The sequence below is a fragment of the Nocardia sp. CY15 genome, assembly GCF_009829295.1.
Classification (GTDB): Bacteria; Actinomycetota; Actinomycetes; order Mycobacteriales; family Mycobacteriaceae; genus Nocardia; species Nocardia sputi.
This window is the reverse complement of the sequence record NZ_VUOT01000046.1, coordinates 1-21,854: the sequence shown is the minus strand read 5'-3', so window position 1 is coordinate 21,854 and position 21,854 is coordinate 1. Positions and strand designations below refer to the sequence as shown.

The window sequence follows — 21,854 nt, the reverse complement described above, 5'->3', positions numbered from 1 at the left end:
ATACAGGTCGCGGCACCCGGACACCGTCGCTCCAGTCCGTCAGATCAAGCCGACCGCAGCGAACGCAAGCGCCGAAGGCGTGCCGGTGTTGAGCAGGCCGGCGAGACAGTGGCGCCCCGGCGGTGCGGGGCTGGCCGCGATGCTCGCCGCCACCGACGGCTGGTCGGTGACTGTGGTGGCGGCCTTCGGCGACGACGAACCAGGACAGCGGATCAGGACGGATCTCGCCGCGGCGGGAGTGTCGGTGATCGAACTTCCCAGCCAAGGACCGACGCCGGTGAAACTGCGGATGCGGGCGCGAGGCCAAACCCTGCTGATGGTCGATGACTGCGCGCCGGTGACAGCGGTCGGTGATCCACCGACAGACGTCGCACGGGTACTCACCGTGGCGGACGGCGTCCTGGTCGCCGACTACGGGCGCGGGGTCGCCGCGCAACCGCAGCTGCGCGCGCTGCTGACAGCCGTTTCCGGCCGGGTACCGGTCGTGTGGGATCCGCACCGGCATGGACCGGCACCGATCCCACGCGTCAGCGTCGTCGTGCCGAATCAGGACGAAGCCACCTGCCTCGCCGACGACGACATCGTGGGAAGCGATTTGGACGCCGATGTTCGCCGTGCTCGGAATCTGCGGGCGCGGTGGCGCTGCGATCATGCCGTCGTCACCCTGGGAGCTGACGGCGCTGTCCTGGTCGGCGGGGATACGGAGCCTGCGCAGGTGTTCCCGGCACCCCGGCGCGAGCAGGGCGATGCGTGCGGTGCGGGCGACAGGTTCGCGGTCACGCTGCTCGAGCAGCTGATCCGCGCCCGGATCGCCCCGACGGCCGTGCAGCAGGCGGTCTGTGTGGCCACCGACTACGTCGCCGGATCCCGGATGCCGGGCCCACACCCGCGCCCGGAAGTCGATCGCGGCGTGGATGGCGTCGCGATGGCGCAGCGGGTGCGCGCGGCCGGGGGCACGGTGGTGGCGACGGGTGGCTGCTTCGACGTGCTCCACGACGGACGCCGCCCTCTGTTGCAGGCCGCGCGCGCGATGGGTGACTGCCTGGTGGTGTTGCTCAACAGTGACGACTCGGTGGCTCGGCTCAAGGGCGTGGCCAGGCCATTGGTGCCGCAGGCCCAACGGGCGGCGATGTTGTCGGCGTTCGCCTGCGTGGACGCGGTCGTGGTGTTCGATGAGGACACCCCCGCCGAGCTGCTGGAGCGGGTGCGGCCGCATCTGTGGGTCAAGGGCGGCGACTATGGCCACACCGAGCTTCCCGAGACCGCGGTCATCGAACGCCACGGCGGCCAGGTCGTTCTCGGCCCGTACCTGGATGGGGTGTCCACGAGCGAGTTGATTGCGCGCGCCGCGGCGGCGGGGGCGGTGCGGTCATGACCCGCACGGTGCTGGTCACCGGTACGACCGGGTTCATCGGCAGCCACACCGCGGCCGGCTTGCATGCCTCGGGGTGGTCGGTGACCGGTGTCGATATTCGGCCTCCGGTCCGCGAGACGAACCGGTGGGAGTCGATCACCACGGATGCCGCCGACCCGGCCGTGCTGGCGAGGGTCGCTGCAGGCGAGTTCGACGTGGTCGTTCACCAGGCGGCGATCACCGACACCCTCACCCCGGCGGACGAGCGGCTGGAATGGGCGAATGTGACCGTGCCGCAGCGGATCGCGAGTGCGTGCGCGAGGTCTGGGACGCGGCTGGTGTATGCCTCGTCCGGTGCCGTGTACGGCGTTGTAGGGCCGGGGACTGCCTCGATGGAATCCGATGCCGAAGATCGGATGCGCTGCTCGGGCCCGTTGAACGCATACGCCCGCTCGAAGCTGGCGATGGATCAGGCGATGCGGCGGCGCGCGGAAACGACCGGATTGGACTTCGTCGGGCTGCGTTACACGAACGTGTTCGGCCCAGGGGAAGGCCCGAAAGGGCCGATGGCGTCGATCCTGTGGCAGATCGTCACCACCGCGGCCTCGGGACGACCGGTGGCGTTGTTCGACGACACGTTGACCGCCGCGCGGGACTACCTCCCGGTGCAGCTGCTGGTGGCGGCGCTGGTGCGTTTGCTGGACAACCCGGGAGTATCGGGAATCTACAACCTCGGCTCCGCAGTTCCGGTCCGCTTCCAGACGCTATTGGGCTGGTGCACCGCATGGGCCGGGGCGCCGATTCCGATGATTCCGGTGCCCAACCCGGTTCGTGACCGCTACCAGTACTGGACCTGTGCGGACATGGGCCGGCTGCGTGCGGCGCTACCTGGCCTGCCGTCGGCGAACACGGCGACGATCCGCGCCTATGCCCACGCCCTGTTCGACCGCGCCCGCGCCCAAGCGACGGCGCAGGGCGAGCTCGTGAACTTTCTGTGATCGGGGAAAATGCTATGTCTATCAACGCAATCGGCGTTCTCGACGGTGAGTCCGCGCTACGGCATCGGATCACGAGGTTGTCGCAGTCGCTTCGGCAAGTCGCACCGGTCGAACACGCACCGTCGCCGCGATTTGTCGGCTACGACACCGTCCGCGACGCCGACGGCGCCACCCACAGCCGCAAGAAGGCGATCCTCATGTCGGGCGGATGTTCGGTGCCGACCTGCACCATGTGCCCGTTCACCAATTTCAACAACTTCGGCCGCGGCGGCAACGCCGATGGCTTGCGTGAGCAGGTGGCTTCGCTGCTGGCGCGCACCAGCGACGAGCCGGAATACGACATGCTCGCCCTCTACAACGACGGCTCGTTTTTCGCCCGCCGTGAAGTGCCATTGGATGTGCAGCTCGACATTGCCGGAGAAGTCGCTGCGACCGGTGTGCGCCGCCTGGTCGTGGAGAGCCTGCCGCAGTTCGTGACCGCGGAAACGCTCCTGCCTTTCCTCGACGCACTCGGCGACGTTCAGCTGGAGGTCGGCATCAGGTTGCAGTCGGCGGACCGGCTGGTACGCGAAACCCTGGTCAACACCCGCATCACCGGCACGGCGTTCGAGGCGTTTCGCCCGCAGCGGTTCTGTGGGCCCGAGGGGGCGCGCAGCGCCGCGGGCCTGCTGGCCTTCGGGCGGGGAGCGCATGCGTGTGCCGGCCGCGGGCTGGCCGAAGCGGTGACTTTGCTCTTGGCCGCGGTAGTGCTGGCCGGGCACCGGATCGACCTGGTTGCGGGTCAGCGACCGCAGATCGCGCGGTTTCAGCCGGTGCGCGCCCCGGCGGGCTCGGTGCAGGCCCGCATCGAGGCGGTGCGCCGGTGAACGTCGAAGAAATGGCTATGCGTCTGCTCAGGTTTCAGGCCGCAAGCTCACAACGACTGCACCTGATCGCCAGCGAAGATCAGATGCCCGAACCCGCGTGGGCGCCCTACCTGACCGAAGCCGGCATCCGATACTGCTTCGGTGGTGCTGGCGAGGAGAACTGGGGTTGGCCAGGTCGCGGCGACCTCGCCGAACTCGAATCAGCGGCCGCACGCGGTATAGGTGCGTTGCTCGGCGCGCGATATGTCAACGTGAAGCCGATCTCCGGGCTGTCGGCGATGACCGTCGCGATCTCCGCGCTGGCCGAATCAACGGGCACGGTGTTCAGCTTGGCCGAATCCGACGGCGGGCACGGTTCCACCGCATTCGTCGCACGCCGGTTCGGCCTGCATTGGCAACCTCTGCCGTTCGACCCGACCAGCTGGTGTGTCGACGTGGCCGCGCTGGCGCGGCAGGCGCGCTGCATCACCGGACCGGTTCTGATCTACCTGGATTCGTTCATGACACTGTTCCCTCACGACATCAAGGGAATCCGTGACGCGGTCGGGGATCCGGTGAAGATCCACTACGACGGCTCCCACACTCTGGGGCTGATCGCCGGTGGGGTGTTCCAAGACCCTCTCACCGAGGGAGCCGACAGCGTCGGCGGCAGCGTCCACAAAACCTGGCCCGGCCCGACCGGCAAAGGGATCGTGGCGACCAACGATGCGGGGGTGGCGGACCGGATCGACGATCATGCCGCCGGGTGGATATCACACAGCCACCTGGCCGACCCCGCGGCGCTGGCGTTCTCGGTGGCATGGATGACCGACCATGCCCGCGACTACGCCGCCGCGGTCGTCGCCAACGCACGCCGCCTCGCCACCGCCCTGACTGAGCAATGATTCACCATCTGCGCGGCCGAACGCGGCTACACCCAATCGCATCAGGTATGGGTCGACATCGACCGAATCTGTCGTGCCGAAACCGCCTCCCGGCTGCTGTATGAGGCCGGGATCGTGGTCAACGCCATCAGCATTCCCTACCTGAGCGCGCCGGGATTGCGGCTGGGGGTGCAAGAGCTGACGTTCGCCGGTCTCGACAGTGCGGGCGCCGACGAACTCGCCGTGCTCATGGCCTGCGCAGTCATCCATCGTGACCCACCCGAATCGGTCGCCCACGCGGTCGCAGCCTTGCGCGCCCGCTACCTCACCAACGAAGACCAACACGCAGCCGAGGAACTCGCGCATCTGATGCCAAATGTTCGGCAGCCGGAAGCGAGGACCCCATGACCACCGCCGACATCACACTGGAGATCGACGGATTCGACTGGAAGCCGGACTGCCGCCATTTCGTCGGTGGGCTGCCGTGCCGCCACTGGCGGCCCTGCCCCGGCTGCTCTACGATCCGATCACCCACCGGATCCTGATCGTGATGCTCAAACGCATGGGCGACATGCTCCTCGCCTCACCGCTCCCAGCGCGGATCAAAGCCGAGCATCCCGGCGCGCATATCACCTGGCTCGTCGGCGCCGAGTCCGCGCCGATCGTGACGATGATCCCGCACGTCGACCGCGTCCTGATCTGGGACGCCGACGGCGCCTGCACGCTGCTCGCCGAACACTACGACGCGGTCTACTGCTTCGAACGCAATCCCGCCGCCGCCGGGCTCATCCCCCGTATCAGCGCTGAGCACCGCGCCGGCCTGGCCTACGGCGGCGACCACAACTGCCTCTACCCGATCGGGCAGGCGGCGCGCCACTTCTTCGCCATGAACACCTGGAACAACTTCCGCACCCGCGGCAACGAAAAGACCTGGACCGAGCTGTATTTCGAGGTCGCTGGATACCAGTACGCGGGCGAGCCGTACCAGTTGGTGATCCCGGAGGATGCGCGGGCCCGCCTCGCGGCGCGGCTGGGCACAGGCGGCGGTTGGGTGTGCTTGAACCTCGGCGGCTCCAAGACCACGAAGCTGTGGCCGGCTCGGTATTGGAGCGAACTCGGGCAACGGCTGCTCGACGACGGCAACCGCCTGATCATCACCGGCGGACCCGACGACGCGCACGTCTGCCACAAACTGCTGCGCCAGTTGGACACCGGTGAGGGCCGGGTGCGCCACGACGCGATGCCGCTGAAAGAGTTCGCCGCGGTCCCGGACTTCTGCGACGCGATGGTCACCGGCGATTCTCTCGGCTTCCATCTCGCCCTCGCCTACGACCTGCCGGTGGTGGTGTTGCTGGGCCCGAGCAACGGCGCGGAGGTCATCCCCAAGCACGCCGACACCGTCACCGCGCTGCGGGCGAGCCTGCCGTGTTCACCATGCGCGCACCAGGTCGCCTGCGGCGGGGTCGGTGGCTGCATGGACACCATCCCCGTCGCCGCCGTGCACGCCGCGGTCCGCGACTCGCTCACCGCGGTGCCCGCCAACACAGGCGCGGAGGGCTGAGCAATGGGGTACGTGCTCGGGCTGGGCGGTCCCTATCACCACGACGCTTCCGCCTGCCTCGTCGCCGACGGGCAACCCGTCGCGTTCGCCGAAGAGGAGCGATTCTCCCGGATCAAACATCACCGCGATTCGCGCAGCGCCGCATCCGCGGCCGCGTGGTGCCTTCAGCAGGCCGGGCTCCGGTGGGGCGACATCGACGAAGTCGCCGTGGCCGAGGGCAACCAGGTACGGTGCATCGACCGCTCGCCAGCGGGTTCGAGCGGCCTCGATCAGCTTGTAGGCCATCGCCGGCCCGGCGGCGAGCAACACATCGGTGTCATCGACGATCTTCGCGACAGCTTTCGGATAATTCTTGCCGTAGTCGATGCCGAACGCCTTGATCGCGGCTTACGCATGGTCGATTTCCTCGGCGTTGCAGATCTCCTCCATCGCCGCGGTCGCACCCGGATGCGCTGACTTCCACGTCGCGGCAAGGACATCGGCCTGCTTGTGGAACCAGCAGCACTGCGCGCGAGTGTCGGGCAAGACCTCCCGGACCGCTTTCCAGAACCCGAGCGCCCCGTCGCCGACGGCGAGCACCGGTGCCCGCATGCCACGATGACGGCAGTCGCACAGCAAATCCGCGCATGACTCGCGCGATTCACGGAAACCGTCGGTGAGCGCGACCAGGTCTTCGCGGCCGTCGGCACGAACGCCGATCATCACCAGCAGGCACAGTTCTCCTGCTCGAGATGCACTTTCAGGTGGATCCCGTCGCACCACAGATCGACGTAGTCGGCGCCGCCCAGGCCAGCGAACCGCCGGGCATAAGCATTCACGTGCACGGCCACCTCCGTGAGACCAATGCCGCACGCAAGCAGCAGCCCATGAACGCCGAGATCGTCGCGGAACTACCGTTGATGGCCCAGATCGACTTGGTTCCCTCGTCGGCGACCACGCCTATACCGATGATCAACTATTGGCGGCGATAACCAATCACGGCCCCTGAACCAGACAAACCGGTCCAGGGGCCGTGATCAGGGGTATCCTACCTGAGCGTTCGCTCGGCTACTAACAAGACGAATGTATGCGACACCAGCGAGGTACACAAACCCGGGCCGCAGCGCAGCCGAGGGCTGGCCTGTCGGTGACGGCGTGTCATGAGCAGAGTAGCTATCCGAAAAACCCAGCGTGCCGTGCTGCAATGAAGATGTGAGCACGCCGCCGCTGGTGTCATGGCGGATCTGCTCGCACTATCCATTCTGGAGAGCTGCGAACTCGAGCTCCGTGAGCGAGCCGTTCCCGGCAGTATGTCGATGTGCGATGCGGCCGTCCACGATTCGCTGACCCTGCGGCAGGAGAACCAGCGGGCCCGTCCACGCATCAGACTCCGACCGCCGGTGACCTGGTCAACCGGGCGTTCACCCGATCACGGCCGAACCAATTGTGGGTCACCGACATCACCGAGCACGCCACGAGAGAGCCGCGCACCACACGCCGGACAGCATGTCGGCTCGGCGGCGCTGCGGGCTTCAGCGTCTCGGCGCGTAATTCGATGACTTGATCGTTGTCGGTTCGGCGATCAGCATGCAGTCGAACTCGACGCCATTCGGGTGAAGATGCATCCGACGAAACGCGGCGCGCAATGCATGTGGGACGACGCCGGTCCGATGACAGTGAAGATTCGTCGTGCTGACCGTGAGTTGCGACTACACCGGCCGCAACTCTCGCTGCAGTTCTGCCTCCCGCTCGGCACCAGTCAGCCCGCGTGAGTACGCTCAGACCAACGACGCTGTGAGGCCTCCGTCGAGCACGTAGTGGGAGCCGGTGATCCAGGATGCTCGGTCGGAAGCCAGGAAGGCAGTGAGTTCGGCGATGTCCTCGGGCGTGCCGAGTCGGCCTTGTTTGGCAGCGACGAGATCGCTGAAGGGCATGTGGGTCGCGGCTTCGAAATCCGGGATCAGCCGGTCGACCATTTCAGTGTCGGCGAAGCCTGGGCAGACGGCGTTGACGCGTACGCCGGATGACCGCATTTCCACCGCCGCGACGCGGGTGAGCTGGATGAGCGCGGCCTTGGTAGCGCAGTAAGAGCCGAGCAGGGGACTGCCGCCGATGCCGGCGATGGAAGAGATGTTGACGATATTACCTTTCGACGCGATGAGCGGCGCGATAGCGGCTTTCATCACTAGGAAGGGGCCGCGAACGTTGACGGCGAAGATGCGATCGAAGCTGTCGGTCGACTGTTGCAGCAGTGGCGAGGAGATTTCGATTCCGGCGTTATTTATCAAGACATCAAGACCTCCGAGGATCTCGACAGTCCGAGCGATCGCGGTCTGCACCTGGCTCTCGACGGTGACGTCGCAGTTGGCGATCCCGGCGGCCCCGATCTGTGCGGCGGCCTGGGCCGCGGACCCTTCGTCGATGTCACTGATCACCACACGAGCGCCGCGCTCGGCGAACAGAGCGGCGATCGCTTTGCCGATTCCGGCACCGGATCCGGTGACGAACACTCGCTTGTCTTTCAACTCAGCCATTTTCTTTCGTTCCTTTCCGTTGGGATGTTGTTGCCGACAGATCCGGTATCTCTGCGATCCCGGCGCGCACACGGTGGTTACGGCGATCGTCCGCCGACGCGGGCCCGTATGCACCGCGCGATTCATGAACCATCGCCGCGGTGGTGGCGGCTTACCGGGAATGATCCCGACCGTCTCGCATTCTCATCGATCGGCGTAGAGGTCGTGGTGGCCGGTTCGTACGGCCCATTGCGAGACCGGAATACGCCTACGCCGCGGTCTATTCCCGATGCGGCAACGCCGTCGGCGTGCGAAGCCGTTCGGGTGAGAGGCGATGGTGTCAGTCTGTCGCGCTCAGTACTTCTGTGCGCATGGCGCTACGCACCTCACTCTTCAAGATCTTGCCCACCTTGGATCGGGGAAGATCGTCCCAGATTTCGACTTGCTTGGGAGCTTTCACGCTGCCGATCCTGGCCTTGACGAACGAGATCAACTCTTCGGTGGAAACCGTTCGGCCCTGCCGCAATTGGACCACGGCGGTGACACGCTCGCCCCACTTCGCATCGGGGAGGCCGATGACGGCGCTTTCCTTGACCGCGGGATGAGCCAGTAGCGCTTGTTCGACCTCGGCGGAGTACACGTTGAATCCACCGGTGATGATCAAATCCTTGGCGCGATCGACGATGTAGAGGTAATTGTCCTCGTCGAGGTATCCGATGTCGCCTGTGTGGTGCCAGCCGTGGGCGCTCACCTCGGCGGAGGCATCGGGGTTGTCATGGTAACCGTCCATCACCAGCGGTCCGCGAACCACGATTTCGCCGCGTTCCCCCGGCTCGAGCAGGGTTCCGTTGCCGTCCATGATCGCTACCGTCGTCAACGGTGTCGGGCGGCCGGCCGACGTGAGGCGCTCTGTCGCGATCGACCCGTCGGGACGGAAGTGATCGGCCGGAGCCAGTGTGGCGATCATGTTCGGCGCCTCGGTCTGACCGAACAACTGCCCGAGAACCGGCCCGATCCGCGTCAACGCTTCATGGAGCCGGGTCGGTGACATCGGCGCGGCCCCGTACCACAGGCAACGCAAGGACGACAGATCGGTGGTGTCGAGGTCCGGGTGGTCGAGCACCCCATAGATCACGGTGGGCGGCAAGAACGCGTGCGTGATGCGGTGGCGCTCGATCAGGCGGAGGAACTGTCCGATGTCGGGGGCAGGCATGATGACGATCTCCCCGCCCAGACTGAGGATCGGGAAGGTCAGAACCCCTGCCGAATGCGTCAGCGGAGCCAATGCCAGATAGCGCGGCCGGTGACCGAAGGGATAACTCATCAAGGCCAGAGCGGTCGAGGTCATCATGTTGTCCTCGGTCAACCGCACACCCTTGGGGCGACCCGTGGTCCCGCCGGTGCCTGCGAGCATGCACAGCCTATCGGCAGGTCGGCGGTCGGGAACGAGATCGCCGCGATGGTCCGACAGCCAGTCCTGCAAGCTCACCGCGCCCTCGACCTCGCCGTCGAGGCATACCAGCCACTGCAGCCGCGGCAGTTGGTCGCGGATTCGGATAACCAGGTCGGCGAACGCGTATTGGAAGAACAAGAAACGGCAGCCGAAAAGTTCGCACAGCTGACGGTTCTCCTCGGCCTCGTTGCGAGGATTGACCGGGCACCACACCGCTCCGGCCCGGGAGATGCCGAACACGCAGTTCAAGGCTATCGGGTCGTTAGCCGAGAGGACCGCGACCCGGTCGCCTGCCTCGATTCCGGTGTGCTGCAGAGCGCTGGCGATCGCGACAGTTTGGTCGACAACCTCGCCGTAGGTGCGGGTAACGCCGCCGGCCGTCAGGCAGGGCGCGTCGCGCCCGAGTGAGACCCCTTTGTCCAGATAGTCCGAAAGTCGCATCATCGGCCTCAGCTATGAGCGGTGACGATCGGGTCGAGCACGAGACCGAAGGCACGTAGCACGCCCAGCAGCTCTCGATGCCCGAAGGCCTGGCAGCTCGAGGCGAACCCGACCGCCCGCGGCGGCGCCTTCAGCAAGTGGGCCGCACCGTAGGCGTTGAGCAGCGCGGTCTGCTTGTAGTTGCAGTTGCCGTGGATCACACAGTGGACCCGCCCCAGCGGACCCGAGGCGTAAACCGAATCCAGGGAGGTGTTGATCCGGGGATTTTCCCGCGGCGGGGTCTCGCTACGGATCGACGCGGAGATCGTGTCGATGATCTGATACTTCTCCGCCTCCGGCTTGCCCTCCATCTGTTCCAGCGCCGCCGCCACCAACTGCGGCACGCCCAGCATCAACGGGCGGTTGATCACACCACCCAACGCTCGCGCGTTCGCCACCCGCGGGTCGTTCTTGAACCACACCGGATGTGAGGTGCCGCCCCACGGCAACGCCAGCCCCAGCTCATGCTGACCGGGCACCACGACCTGGTACAGGCCCTCGTCTGCTGGCCACTCCATGTACTCGTTCTGTTCCAGGTAGTACGACTTGGCGAACGCGGCATTGGTCAAGATCGTGTTGGTCGAGGCGACCGTCGGGTGGCCCTTCCAGAACACCTGGATATCCAGCGTGTCCAGGCCCGGTGTCTCCAGGCAGATGTTCGCTGCGATCTCACCGATGCTGTACATCTGCGCCAACCCCGGGGTCAGGACCAGGCCCTGTGCCGCGAAGTCGGCCCCATAGCGTTGCTCGGCATCGATCATCCAGTTCTGCTCGCCGTTGGTGTCGATGTAGTGAGCGCCGATGGCCAGACACGCCTCAACCACCGGATGGCCCCAGCGCGCGAACGGACCGACCGTGTTCAGCACCACGGCCGCACCCTTGAACGCTTCCGCAAGCGCGGATTCGGAGTGCTCGACCTCAACGATGTCGTGCTCGACAGTATCGATGCCCGGAACCGCATCGACCACGCTCTTCAGCCGACGGTAGTCACGCCCGGCGGCCACGAACGGAATGTTGTACTCGCGCAGATATTCGCAGATCAGTCGACCGGTATAGCCCGAAGCGCCGTAGACGACGACGCGCTTGTCGGTTGCCATGCAGAGATTCCTTTCGTGGGGACTGCCCGCCACGCCCGGCAGCGGATCAGCTGGAACAAGCACCGCCGAGATGCGACTCACAGCCGCGTCGCGATGTGCTGCACGCCACACTAGAGTCGCGTCTTGACGACTGTCAAGAATTCTTTTGACAGTCGTCCAAAAGTTGGGTCGTGATGGCCGTCTACACTCGGAAAGAACCGCAGGATGCACCGGAGAGGAACTCGACACGTGACACAAGTCGTTGACGCCCGTGCACGTGTGGAAGAACGCGCCCGGGACAAGTTCCAGACCAAGCGCACCGAGCTCGCGCAGGCCACCTTGCACACGCTGGCCGAACTGGGATACGCGCGTACCAGCCTGCGGGAGATCGCGCAGAATTCCGAGTACTCACACGGCGTCCTGCACTACTACTTCTCCGGCAAGCTCGATCTGATCACCCACGCTGTCCGGCTGTTCGAAGCCGTGTGTGTGACCCGCTACGACGAGGTCGTCGAGGCGTCGATGGACGCCGATGAGCTGCGCAACGCTTTCGCCGCCACCTATTTCGGCACGCTGGTGGCCGACGCGCAGATTCACCGGCTCTGGTACGACCTGCGCAACCAGGTTCTGTTCGATGAGTCGTTTCGCAGCGATGTCCTCGACATCGAGGTGCGGCGGGAAGAGATGATCTGGCGGGTGGTCACGCGTTACTGCCAGCTACGCGGAACCTCTCCCAGTTTCGATCGAGCCGCCGCGTACGTGCTGCTCGACGGGGTCTTCCACCGTGCGCTGCTGCACCACTTCGCGGGAGACTCCGCCGGAATCGACGCCGCCCGCACCCAGCTGGAAGCGATATTCACCATGCTCGACGCCACGCCCGCGCAGCCACGACCGGCACGGTAGTCAGCTGGCGCGCACATCTCGGCGCCGACCGATCACGCGGCGAACACAAAGATCACGCAGTTCGTCCGAGGCAGGCCGGTGCCGCATGATCATCACGCCGCGGACGCGGACCGGGTGGTGCGACACACCCATCCGCCACTGGCCGACGACTACGGCCTCAGACAGTCCGTATCCCCCTGCAGCCGCGGACGATCGACCCGTCAGCACACTGGGCTGCGGCGTTCGAGGAACACGCTGTCGCGCCACTTTCCGACGCGCATGCACGGCGGTGTCACCCGTACTGGACCGGCGGGACTCTACGATTCTTACCGTCACGGGTCCGCTCCAGGCCGGTGACGACGCATATTGGATGGTGGGCCGCCCCAGGGGCTGCGCGGTGTCCCTCTCGAGCCGGTGAGGCTTCGGGGTGTCTCCGTCGATACGGATCTGCCCGATCTCGGCCCCGCCCGGCGGGGTCCTCCCCCGCCGGTCATGACCGACACGCGACAGATACGAATGGTGACGGTTGCAGGCATGCCGTGGGGGATGGATTCTAGTATGTCGATGGTCGGGGACATATGGCGGCGGCGAGCCTGCGATACACCCTGAGCTGGGGATATTTACCTTTCCGGTGGTGGCCCGTTTGCTTTGTATGACGCTTTCCTGGGTCCACGTGCTGTGGACCGCCGGCCCGCTATGGGGTGCGCTGTGTGTGGTGCTTTGCGGGGTCTGGCTGAGCATCGTCGGCTGTGTGCGCCGCTATCAACGCCTCGTGGAGACACGGATGATTCTGCGGGAAGCCGCAGACGGCAGCCGTGTCGTGTACCTGGCTCGCAGCGGGATGTCGGTGTCGGCCTGCATCATCGAGGTTTCCGCCGGTCGGCGCCCGTGCACGGGTGCGGGGGTATTGCCGCCGGCCACACAGATGCGGGTGATATGAGGTTTCGCCGCGCCAAGCCGACCGGACGGGCACCGTTCGAAGCGCTTTACCGCCAGCACCACGACCGCGTCTACCGCTACATGATGACTGCCACCCGCGCGGACACTCAGCGCGCTGAGGACCTGTGGTGGTATCACCGACCCGTTCGTGGCGCTGGTCTGCGCGATCAGCAGCCTGTCGGGCGGTGGCGGCACGGCCGCTCGATGAGCAGCGGTGACGTCGGCTCAGCCGAATAAGCCGGGCACGATCGGCACCGAGTTCGGCAGTGACGCGTTCACTGCCGAACCAGCCGAGCGGAAGCGCAACGCGCACAACGAATTGCATCCTCGAGCCACCGGACGAACCCGACTCGTCGAAGCGTTCACCGAGTTCGTTCCACCTGCGCACCGACGGCATCGGCCCTGTCCTCGACTTGGCAAAGAGGCACCCGCCTCGCCGGAGAGCGAATTATCTGGTTCCGGCTGGAAGCCGTTGATGGTAGCTGGCCTCGAACTCGTCCCGTGATCGCCAACCCAGCTTCTTCTGGATGCGCCGGTTGTTGTACCAGCCGTAGAGGTACATGAGGGTAGCTGCGTTGTGGGGTTGGCCGGGACCGCTCCGCAGGACACAGCATCCGCGTGAGCAATATGATTCTACGGTATGCAGACCAGGCGTCGGGACGGCGCAGGTAACTTGGCCGCGCCCGGCCCCGGTTTTGTCGGCCGAGACCATGAGCTGGAAAAAATCAGCACCCTGCTGCGGGGGCCTGCCCGGTTGATCACCCTTACCGGCGGGGGCGGTATCGGGAAAACCCGTCTGGCCGCCGAAGCCGTTCACCGCTACGGTAAAGCCGCCGCCAGGAAAACCCGGATGTTTTGGGTGCGGTTGGCACGGCTGGCCAAGGGTTCCGACACCACCGCGATCGTAGAAGAGGTCGCCCACGCGGTGATCGAGGCCGATTTCTCCGGGCGATCGGCATGGGAGGCCCTGGTCGACACTCTCACCCGCACCGACACCACCGGTCACACTGCACCCACCGTGCTGGTGCTCGACAACTGCGAACACGTGCACACCGGCGTCGCGTCCCTAATCGCCGACCTGCTCGACACCGTACCGGAGTTGACCGTGGTGGCGACCAGTCGCGAACCGATCGGCTGGATCGACGAATACCTGATACAGGTGCCGCCGCTGACTCACCGACAGGCCGTGGCCCTGTTCCGGCAGCGCTCCGAATTGGTCGAGCGCCCGATCACAGATAATGACCAGATCGCCGTCGCCGCTGAGATCTGCCGCCATATCCACAACTACCCCCTCTACATCCAGTTGGCGGCCGCACGATTGCGCCATCAGCCCCTGGCCATGATCCTGCACGGGCTCACCGGTCGAGCCGACGACACCCGCCTGCGCTGGTCGCACGGTTTCCGGGTCGGGGTCGACCTCAGGCATCGTGGGGTCGTCGACGTCATTGCCTGGTCCTATGGGTTATGCAGCGACACCGAACAGCTGCTGTTCGACCGCATGTCGGTCTTCGCCGCCGGCTATGACACCAACCCCGAAGACACCACCGGCACCGCTCTGGATGTGGGTGCAGATCTGGAGGCCATCGAAAGCATCTGCTGCGACGACGAGAACAGCAACACCGCGGTAAGTCTGGTCGGGCAAGAGATCGAGGGCCTGCTCGAACGACTGGTCGACCAGTCGCTGGTGTCGATGCACACAACAGCCACTACGGCGCGGTATTCCCTGGTAGAGAGCCTGCGGGTGTTCGCGCAGCAGCGGCTGCGACACCGCAGCAGCGCCGGGGTGGACGAACCCGTCCGGTTGGCCGAGCGGCACCTGCGCTACTACCACGACAAAATCGCCTACGCCGCAGCCAACTGGTCCGACCCCGAGGGGCAGGAACTATTGGATTGGGCGCGCACGACCTGGGCCAATACTGTGACCGCGATCGAAACCAGCCTCACCACCCCCGGTCAGGCCGGTACCGGGTTGGAGATTTGCCTCGGCCTGATCTCCTTACGTGTGCCGTTCATCAGCGGCTCGGTGGGGGAAGTGCGCCGCTGGACTCAACGCTGTCTCGACGCCACCCGGGCGTCGACCCCGCAGCCAGTTGGTCTCCAGATCGGGGCCATGACCGCTCTCGTATGGCTCGCCGTCGTTCAAGGCAACCATGAGGATGCCGAGCGGGTTCTCGAGGACTGTGTCGCCGCCTGCGTCCCCGACCCGAACACCAGAGCGAATTGGCGGCAGACCGCCGAGACCGATATCGGGCTGCTTGCTCCCGTTGAGTTCGCGTGGGGGATGGAGCTAATGCTCGCCCGCGGCGACGCCCGCGCCATCACCGTCTTCACCCGAGCCCGGGACAAGTTCCATACTCTCGGCGACCGCGGCACCGCGTCGCTGAGCGAACTGTTCGCCGCGATGGCCGCGGGTCTGTTGGGGACAGCGCAGCAGGCCCTGGAGATCACCCAACGCTACTGTGACTACGCGAGTGTGTCGGGATCGTTGTGGGAAAAGTCGTGGGCCGAACTCGTCCGGGCGATCACCTCGACCCGACATGGCGACCCTGTCGAAGCGCTAGACCTGGAACAGGCCTCGCTGGCATATCAACTCACTGCCGGTGATCAGTGGGGCGGATGGCTGCTGGTGCAGGTTCGAACCTGGTCGTTGGCGCGCATCATCACCGACTCGAGCACTGTCGAAAACACCCATCATGACACGCTGGTCGCCCTGGCCACCGAAATCGCCCATTTGGTGGGCGGAGCCACAACCCTAGAAGCCAAACTCCGCCTGGATATCAACCAGCTCCAGCCTTTTGCCGAGAAGTCCGCCAAGGCCATTGCCGTCTCCCGTCAGGTGCTCGGCACCGAGGCTTTTACTGCAGCCGAGACCCGCGGCAGCCGTCTGCGGCCCGAACACAACGAGGTGCAACGACTCGCCATGGGCACCCTGACCATCACCACGCCACCAGGGAAGACCATCAGTTCGCTCTGGCCCGAGCTGACCCCCGCCGAACAACAGGTCGCCATCCTGGCCGCGGCCGGGTGGACCAACGCCGCCATCGCCGCCCGCCGCGGTAAGTCCTTGAGGACCATCGACGCCCAGATCGCATCGATCCTCCACAAGCTGGCCATCACCTCACGCGAGGACATCATCGAACACGTCCCCCGCGATGTCATCGACCAGGTCCGAGTCGAAACCACCCGACGAACACGCCAGACCGAGCAGAAACCATCACCCCGACAACCCCGCCGACAACAGGTCCCGACCGGCACCGAGCCGACCACGGCTCGCCCCAGACGCGGCTAGGGCTCGTCCTCAAGCCACCAGGTCGAGCATGCCTCGGTAGGCGATCGCGGTCTTGTCGTATCGGGTCGCGATGGCCCGATACTGCTCGAGCCGGTTGAAGCAGCGTTCGACCACGTTGCGGCGCCGGAATGCGGTCGGATCGAACGTCGGTGGGCGACCACCAGCACTGCCCGGCGACGACGGTGGGCCTGCTGATCGCTGCGTTCGGGGATCGGGCGGTGATACCGCGCCTCGACGGTGCTCGCGGATCGCGTGAGTCGAACAGCCCTTGTCGGCCAGCACCCGCCGCGGCCTCGTCCATGGCCGACCCGGACCCGGCCGTGGCATCCGGATACCGGCGAGAACTGGGGTGAACCTAGCGGCTGCGCCGCCGCACCCTGAGCCCGGGTTCGTAGGCTCGGTGGACATGACCGTGCTGCGTTCGATCCTGTTGTTCGCCCTGGCCGCCGCCGCGGAGAGCGGCGGCGCTCGGCTGGTGTGGCACGGTGTTCGCGAACATCGCGGCTGGGCCTGGATCGGCGCTGGTGTCGTTGCCCTCGGGCTCTACGGATTCGTCGCCACAGTGCAACCCGCCGCCCACTTCGGCCGCATCCTCGCCGCCTACGGTGGCGTGTTCGTCGCGGGCTCGCTGGGCTGGGGCATGGCCGTACGGCATCGAGCCGACCAGCCCTGTTCTGCCCCCGGCGTCGATAACCTGGGCGGTGTCAGGGTCGTGATACCGGTCCGCGCAGCGGACTGCATGACATACGGCACGCGAGGCGCCGGATTTCGCCACTGCGATGACCTTGTTTTCGCAGCGCACCAGCCGAAGTGACCAACGGCTGTCGCACGCAACGATTCGGCGAGTGTCGTGGCAGCCCCCTGGGGCATCCGTTCGCAGCCGCGCCGTTCGCGACGCCTCCCCGCCGCTTGGCCGACGGATGAACCGACAGCTGGAAGGTGCAGGGGCAAATAGTCCTGCCTATGGGTGGACAGGCAACCGGGCATGACTGATCGCGGTCGACCTGACCGGGCGCAATGAATCGGAACGGATCCACAAGCCAGGCTCGATCATCTCCCGTTGATATGACTGTCGAACGATGTCGAAGCCATACTCCTGCAATAGCGTGGCCATCTCAGTCGCGCTGAGGAAGGTCTGCCATGATTCGAGATTTGCCGATGCCACCGCGGCACCTACCTCCGCGAATTCACGGCCCGGGGTATCGCACATGTCGGCGGGGAGCATGTGCTCGACAACTACCTCACTCCCGGCAGCGAACTGCCCGATCGCAGCCACGGTGTCTACGATCGCGGCGTACGGTAGGTACACGGTCACGCCGAGCCAGCTGACGAACGCCGGACACGACGAATCGAAACCGGCCGCACCCAACCGGTCCAGCAGGGATCCCGACGCCAGATCGGCGGAGATGAACGTCAGTCCTTCGGGAAGCGGAATACCGGCCGCCTCCAGAGTCTTTCGCTTCCATGACTGGGTCGCCGAATGATCGACTTCATAAATGCGCAGATCCGATTCACCACACCGGACGGCATAGGAGTCCAACCCCGCCCCCAGGACGACGTATTGCCGGAGCTCGGAACGTGCCAGCGCATCCTCGGTATAACGACCGCGGGTCGCCGCGATCGTCCGTGCCGTCGCCAGAATGGGACTGTCGATCGCTCGGTGAACGCCGATCAATTCTTCGGCCTGCGATCCCAGCAATGTGTAGGCGAACGTATCACGAAATATGAACGGCTCTTTGTCGACAAGGAGATGAGCCGCGCGGGCGGCGGCGGCCATGAGTGCTGTGCGGCTCGGAACCGCAGAGTTGTCCATAAGTCGGTGGCGCTCCCTGACTTTCATCCAGTTGTGTGTATCTGCCCGGTCGGTCCGTGATGTGCCGCGACTGCTGCGCAGCTCAGAAGATCCCGACACCCGGTGCGAGGATATTGTGTGGGTCGTATCGGTGTTTTAGTGACACAAAACGGGGCCAGGTGTCACCGTAATGATTCTTCCAGTCGTCGATGGTGAATTCGATGGCGCTGATCGGATATCGTGTGCCACCGGCTGCAACGGCCTTGTCGTAGAGGCGTCTGTTGCGGGCGAGCTTGGCGGTTGCGAATGCGGGATCCGGCCCCGGTGTCATGGACGCCGACAGCAAGTCGAACAGGTAGATCCAGTCACTGGAACTCTGGTTCGGGACGCGGTAGAAGGGTCTGGTCATTGCCGATCGCCGCTGCGGGATGAGCAGGAAGAACCCGCCGACACCGATATCGTCGAGACCCAATGTCGGTACGACATCGGTGACGAACTGTTCGACCGTCTCATCGGGCAGCCAGACATCGAACCAGGGCTTGACGAGCCGGTCCCAGTTCAGTGTCGCCTTCAGCGGCGCGATGAGGACATCGTCGACGAACTGTATCGCCGCCACGTACGGAAGATCGAGGGTCAGCGGTGTCGCTGCCTCGACACCCAGACCACGCAGCAGGTACCGGTCGTCGGGTGGCTGCGACGGGTCGAAGTGGGCGAATGCGTTGAGTTCGTACAGCACCGAGGTGCCGGGGGGCATCCACAGGTTGTACATTCCGTCGAGCTCGCCGCGGTGCAGCAGTGTGCGCAGGTCGGCGAAGAATCGTCCGCTGTCGGTGTAGTGGATGCGGTAGACCCGGACCATGGGCTGAACGGGCACCAGATCCACCGTGGCGCGGGTGATGACGCCGCATTGGCCGAGCCCGCCGAGCATGGCCTCGAACAGGTCGCGATTGCGCTCCGTCGAGCAACGCTCGATATCGCCGCAGCCGGTCACCACCTCGAGTTCGCGGACGTTGTCGATCTGCAAGCCGCGCTGAAAATGTCCCGTATTGCCGTCCACCCCGCCCACCGACAAGGTGCCGCCGACGGTGAGGTCCACCGATCCGGTCAACACCGGCGGTGTCAGCCGAGCCTGCTCGAAGGCGGCGACCGTGAGTTCGCGCCACAGCACACCGGCGTCCACATCAGCGGTGTCTGCGTCGATGGAGTGGATGCGCCGCAGACTTCGCATCTCGATGAGCAGCCCGGCCACCAAACCTTGGCCGAACACCGTGTGCGCCGCTCCCCGTGCCGCGACCTCGATGCCGTACTGCCCGCAGTACCGGATCATGGTGGCGATGTCACGGACGGATCCCGGGCGCAACACCGCGGTCGGGCGGCGGCTGACTATGTTGCCTTGGTCGAGCGAGTCCGATGTACGAGTGGCGTCGTCGAAGACCAACATCCCGTCCAGCGCGGGAACATCGGCGAACATCGCTTCCTCGGCGCTCGCGGTACCGATCCACCGCCGACCGACCGGATCGAATCCCACCACCGCGGCCGCGGCGGCCACTCCGACACCCGCACGCAACAGGAAACGTCGCCGATCGTACTCAGTGGACATCTTGACGCTCCTGTCATGCGGCTGACGCTGGATCATCAGCGGGACCGCCCGCTGCCGCGTACCAGCGCGTAGCAGGTCGCGGTCAGCTGTTATGCCCCATGACGCTGTACATTTCGCTGGTGACTCGTCCGTAGCCGATCACCACGTCCCGATTCTCGGCGCGTAGGTATTCTGCGCACATCAGTAGACACGTATCAGCACAGGCCTCCGATGGCGTCAGCGGCACCCTCATCTGACTCGACGCATGGCCGTATGTCGCTCACCTGTTGACAACCCTGACTCCCGATGCACCGCGGAGTGAGGCGATTTGCCGTAGCTCAAACCGATTGGAAGCTGGCGCCGATCTCGACTATCCGCTCGATCGCGTAGGCGGGGTCGAGCAAGCCCTCGGGAGTGTGAATACCCGGCGCCACGACCTCGCCGCGCAGGCTGAGCAGTCGTTCGACCCCGAGTGCGACGCCGAGTGCGGTCAAGGGACGCCGCCCCGCCGGGTGGATGAGGCAGCGCGGCTCGTGCTGAGCGGTGCACCCGCGCGATCGATTCCTTCGAGGTCGATCCTGACCTCGGTAGAAGAGGGTTCGCCGCGGCGCCTGCTCGCCGTTTCACCGACCGCGAATACGAAGCGGACGTTCGGTGCGCCTGTCGCAGAGCCAAGCTCGGGACGTCGAGAAAGGCCAGGATTTGGCCGAGCAGGACATTCCCGTCGACACTGGGCACGCCCATCTGTACTTCGGGGCCGGTGACCCAGGTGAAGACGCCGTCGCGGCGGACAAGTCCCGCAGGAGGGGCTGCCGCCAGGCGCTGCAAATCCGCTACCGCCGCGGGCCCGCCTGTGTCCGTTTCATTCACCGCGTGAACCGGCAACCGATCCTCTCGTGCAACGAATCCAACTCCGCTGCAACGACATTCACAACCACGCAGGCACGCTACCCGACTCGAGTGCCGTTGCAGTATTAGAGCGAGATCTCGACTCGGCGCAGCGTGACTGGCGGACTGTGGTGGACGACCTTCAGCAACGCGGGTATTTGGGGATGGTGGCCCCAGATCCATGTGTGGACGACAACTTCGCGGGCGCGTTTCCAGATGAGGTTCTCGATGTTCTGATCGAAGATCGGCTCGGGAAGAAGAACCTGTGGTCTCCCCGTCCTGCGGCCTGGGATGAGGCCACTTTCTTCGACCTTGTCGAGATCTTCCACGACCTGGTCTCCCGGCCCCGGCGCCGCCGGTTCCACTCTTACAGCGGTTGTGGCTGGCACTATTCAGCGTTCACTCCACGACCTGCACAGATCCCCTATAGATGGACGGTCAACCGGCTCTTGGCACGCAACGGCATCGGCCTGCGCTTGGCGAAGAGCGGGGAAGATGTCGGCCGCTTGGTCCATGAGGTCGACAACGCCCGCGCGGATCTGGTCGACGCCGCTCTGGCCACAGCCGACCCGGAACGCCGAGCGGTCACTGCCCACGCGATCGCCCTGTTCCGCAGCCGCTGTGCCGGAGTGGAAGACAAGCGCAGTGCCTGTGTGGCATTGGCCGGCCTGCTCGAGGAGCGACGCGCCCTACTCAAAGAAGAACTGCTCAGCGCCGATGAGGGCGCCCTGTTCCTGATCGCCAACAAATTCGCGATCCGCCACCGCAGAGCCGACCAGCGCGCCGACTACGACCCGGCCTACCTCGACTGGGTCTTCTGGTGGTTCCTCTCGACAGTCGAGCTGATCGACAAGCTCCTCGCCTCCCAAGCGTCCGATCCGACTATCAGCGACCGATAGGGCCGCCCTCCTTAGTCTGGCCGATCAAGGTCAACAGCCAGTCCGATCCTGACCGCCGATAAGTGGGCGTGTTGGCCAGCCCACTTCAAGATCGCTTTGGAGCGGTGCGGGTGGACTTGCCTGCTACTCGCGTCATGCCGAGAAGGCATTATCGGTCAATGAGTAAACCGGAGATAGAGGCGCTCGCCGCCCTCTTCAGGCCACCTGCGCAGAAGCGGATCGTGGAGCGGGCCGCCCGCGGCGCCGAGTTTCGCCAGTGGGCGGTGACGCTGACAGATCTGGCCTGTCCCCGGTGAATGAGACCGCCTGGAACTAGAGTGTCAACGTCGGTCGAATCGTGACCCGGCTTGTTCGCTGGAATCTTGACCCACCCTTTGGTTGGTTTCAGTCGTTGGTTTTGGCCGCGGGGACGCGGCCGAGGTCTCGGTCTTTGAGGCGGTAGC

At 65.4% G+C, this 21,854-nt stretch carries 17 protein-coding genes and 3 pseudogenes; 13 read left to right on the top strand and 7 right to left on the bottom strand.

The features are described from left to right. The first annotated feature begins 85 nt into the window (after positions 1-85). The 7 genes and pseudogenes from GVY39_RS30950 to GVY39_RS30920 all read left to right on the top strand — a co-directional run. Complete coding sequence (locus tag GVY39_RS30950) at positions 86-1,375, top strand: PfkB family carbohydrate kinase (RefSeq protein WP_159989385.1); 1,290 nt, start codon at positions 86-88, stop codon at positions 1,373-1,375. Continuing rightward, positions 1,372-2,352, top strand: coding sequence for an NAD-dependent epimerase/dehydratase family protein (locus GVY39_RS30945; RefSeq protein ID WP_159930494.1), 981 nt, complete (start codon positions 1,372-1,374; stop codon positions 2,350-2,352). Before GVY39_RS30950 ends, GVY39_RS30945 begins: the two co-directional genes overlap by 4 nt. A 14-nt stretch (positions 2,353-2,366) precedes the next feature. Further along, entirely contained in the window at positions 2,367-3,218 is an 852-nt protein-coding gene (locus GVY39_RS30940; protein WP_159930495.1) for a cytochrome P450, read from the top strand. Positions 3,219-3,229: 11 nt separating this feature from the next. Continuing rightward, positions 3,230-4,102 carry a hypothetical protein gene (locus tag GVY39_RS30935; protein WP_370523849.1) on the top strand — a complete coding sequence of 291 codons (873 nt, stop codon included), beginning with the start codon at positions 3,230-3,232 and terminating at the stop codon, positions 4,100-4,102. Positions 4,103-4,216: 114 nt separating this feature from the next. Further along, positions 4,217-4,489 (top strand): hypothetical protein, encoded by a 273-nt coding sequence (locus GVY39_RS30930; RefSeq protein WP_159930497.1) that lies wholly within the window; start codon positions 4,217-4,219, stop codon positions 4,487-4,489. A gap of 76 nt (positions 4,490-4,565) precedes the next feature. Next, positions 4,566-5,642 (top strand): glycosyltransferase family 9 protein, encoded by a 1,077-nt coding sequence (locus GVY39_RS30925; protein WP_159930498.1) that lies wholly within the window; start codon positions 4,566-4,568, stop codon positions 5,640-5,642. A 3-nt stretch (positions 5,643-5,645) separates the two neighbouring features. Then, a pseudogene (locus GVY39_RS30920) lies at positions 5,646-5,798 on the top strand (hypothetical protein); the annotation flags it as partial. 57 nt (positions 5,799-5,855) lie between these two features. Here the strand turns inward: GVY39_RS30920 and GVY39_RS30915 are convergent. Then, a pseudogene (locus tag GVY39_RS30915) lies at positions 5,856-6,430 on the bottom strand (transposase); the annotation flags it as partial. Here GVY39_RS30915 and GVY39_RS34135 point away from each other — a divergent pair. Next, a complete protein-coding gene (locus GVY39_RS34135; RefSeq protein ID WP_159930499.1) occupies positions 6,374-6,613 on the top strand; it encodes a hypothetical protein in 240 nt (79 codons plus the stop codon). The pseudogene GVY39_RS30915 and the gene GVY39_RS34135 sit on opposite strands and share 57 nt — an antisense overlap. Positions 6,614-7,399: 786 nt before the next feature. On the opposite strand, the gene GVY39_RS30910 is transcribed toward GVY39_RS34135, so the two are convergent. The 3 genes from GVY39_RS30910 to GVY39_RS30900 all read right to left on the bottom strand — a co-directional run bounded on the left by GVY39_RS30910 (position 7,400) and on the right by GVY39_RS30900 (position 11,164). After that, positions 7,400-8,155 carry an SDR family NAD(P)-dependent oxidoreductase gene (locus GVY39_RS30910; RefSeq protein WP_159930509.1) on the bottom strand — a complete coding sequence of 252 codons (756 nt, stop codon included), beginning with the start codon at positions 8,153-8,155 and terminating at the stop codon, positions 7,400-7,402. A gap of 319 nt (positions 8,156-8,474) precedes the next feature. After that, complete coding sequence (locus GVY39_RS30905) at positions 8,475-10,028, bottom strand: long-chain fatty acid--CoA ligase (protein ID WP_159930510.1); 1,554 nt, start codon at positions 10,026-10,028, stop codon at positions 8,475-8,477. A gap of 8 nt (positions 10,029-10,036) precedes the next feature. Beyond that, positions 10,037-11,164 (bottom strand): DUF5938 domain-containing protein, encoded by a 1,128-nt coding sequence (locus GVY39_RS30900; RefSeq protein WP_159930500.1) that lies wholly within the window; start codon positions 11,162-11,164, stop codon positions 10,037-10,039. A gap of 228 nt (positions 11,165-11,392) precedes the next feature. On the opposite strand from GVY39_RS30900, the gene GVY39_RS30895 reads away from it, so the two are divergent. From GVY39_RS30895 to GVY39_RS34840, 3 genes and pseudogenes are all read left to right on the top strand, one after another. After that, positions 11,393-12,046, top strand: a complete 654-nt coding sequence (locus tag GVY39_RS30895; RefSeq protein WP_159930501.1) for a TetR/AcrR family transcriptional regulator — start codon at positions 11,393-11,395, stop codon at positions 12,044-12,046. A 1,558-nt stretch (positions 12,047-13,604) separates the two neighbouring features. Further along, on the top strand, positions 13,605-16,253 hold the full coding sequence (locus GVY39_RS30890) for an AAA family ATPase (protein ID WP_159930502.1): 2,649 nt from the start codon (positions 13,605-13,607) through the stop codon (positions 16,251-16,253). Positions 16,254-16,659: 406 nt separating this feature from the next. Continuing rightward, positions 16,660-16,891 (top strand): annotated as a pseudogene (locus GVY39_RS34840) (YnfA family protein); the annotation flags it as partial. Positions 16,892-17,214: 323 nt separating this feature from the next. Here GVY39_RS34840 and GVY39_RS30875 read toward each other — a convergent pair. The 3 genes from GVY39_RS30875 to GVY39_RS30865 form a co-directional block, all read right to left on the bottom strand. Then, positions 17,215-18,093, bottom strand: a complete 879-nt coding sequence (locus GVY39_RS30875) for a class I SAM-dependent methyltransferase (protein WP_201295412.1) — start codon at positions 18,091-18,093, stop codon at positions 17,215-17,217. A gap of 55 nt (positions 18,094-18,148) precedes the next feature. After that, positions 18,149-19,645, bottom strand: a complete 1,497-nt coding sequence (locus tag GVY39_RS30870) for an FAD-binding protein (protein ID WP_159930505.1) — start codon at positions 19,643-19,645, stop codon at positions 18,149-18,151. A gap of 317 nt (positions 19,646-19,962) precedes the next feature. Next, the gene (locus GVY39_RS30865; RefSeq protein WP_159930506.1) at positions 19,963-20,118 is read right to left on the bottom strand and encodes a hypothetical protein; all 156 of its coding nucleotides are present in this window, start codon (positions 20,116-20,118) and stop codon (positions 19,963-19,965) included. 579 nt (positions 20,119-20,697) lie between these two features. Between GVY39_RS30865 and GVY39_RS30860 the strand changes: the two genes are divergently transcribed. Then, positions 20,698-21,411: a hypothetical protein gene (locus GVY39_RS30860; RefSeq protein WP_159930507.1), complete on the top strand. Its 714-nt coding sequence runs from the start codon at positions 20,698-20,700 to the stop codon at positions 21,409-21,411. 158 nt (positions 21,412-21,569) lie between these two features. After that, positions 21,570-21,707, top strand: coding sequence for a hypothetical protein (locus tag GVY39_RS30855; RefSeq protein WP_159930508.1), 138 nt, complete (start codon positions 21,570-21,572; stop codon positions 21,705-21,707). Positions 21,708-21,854: the final 147 nt, after the last annotated feature.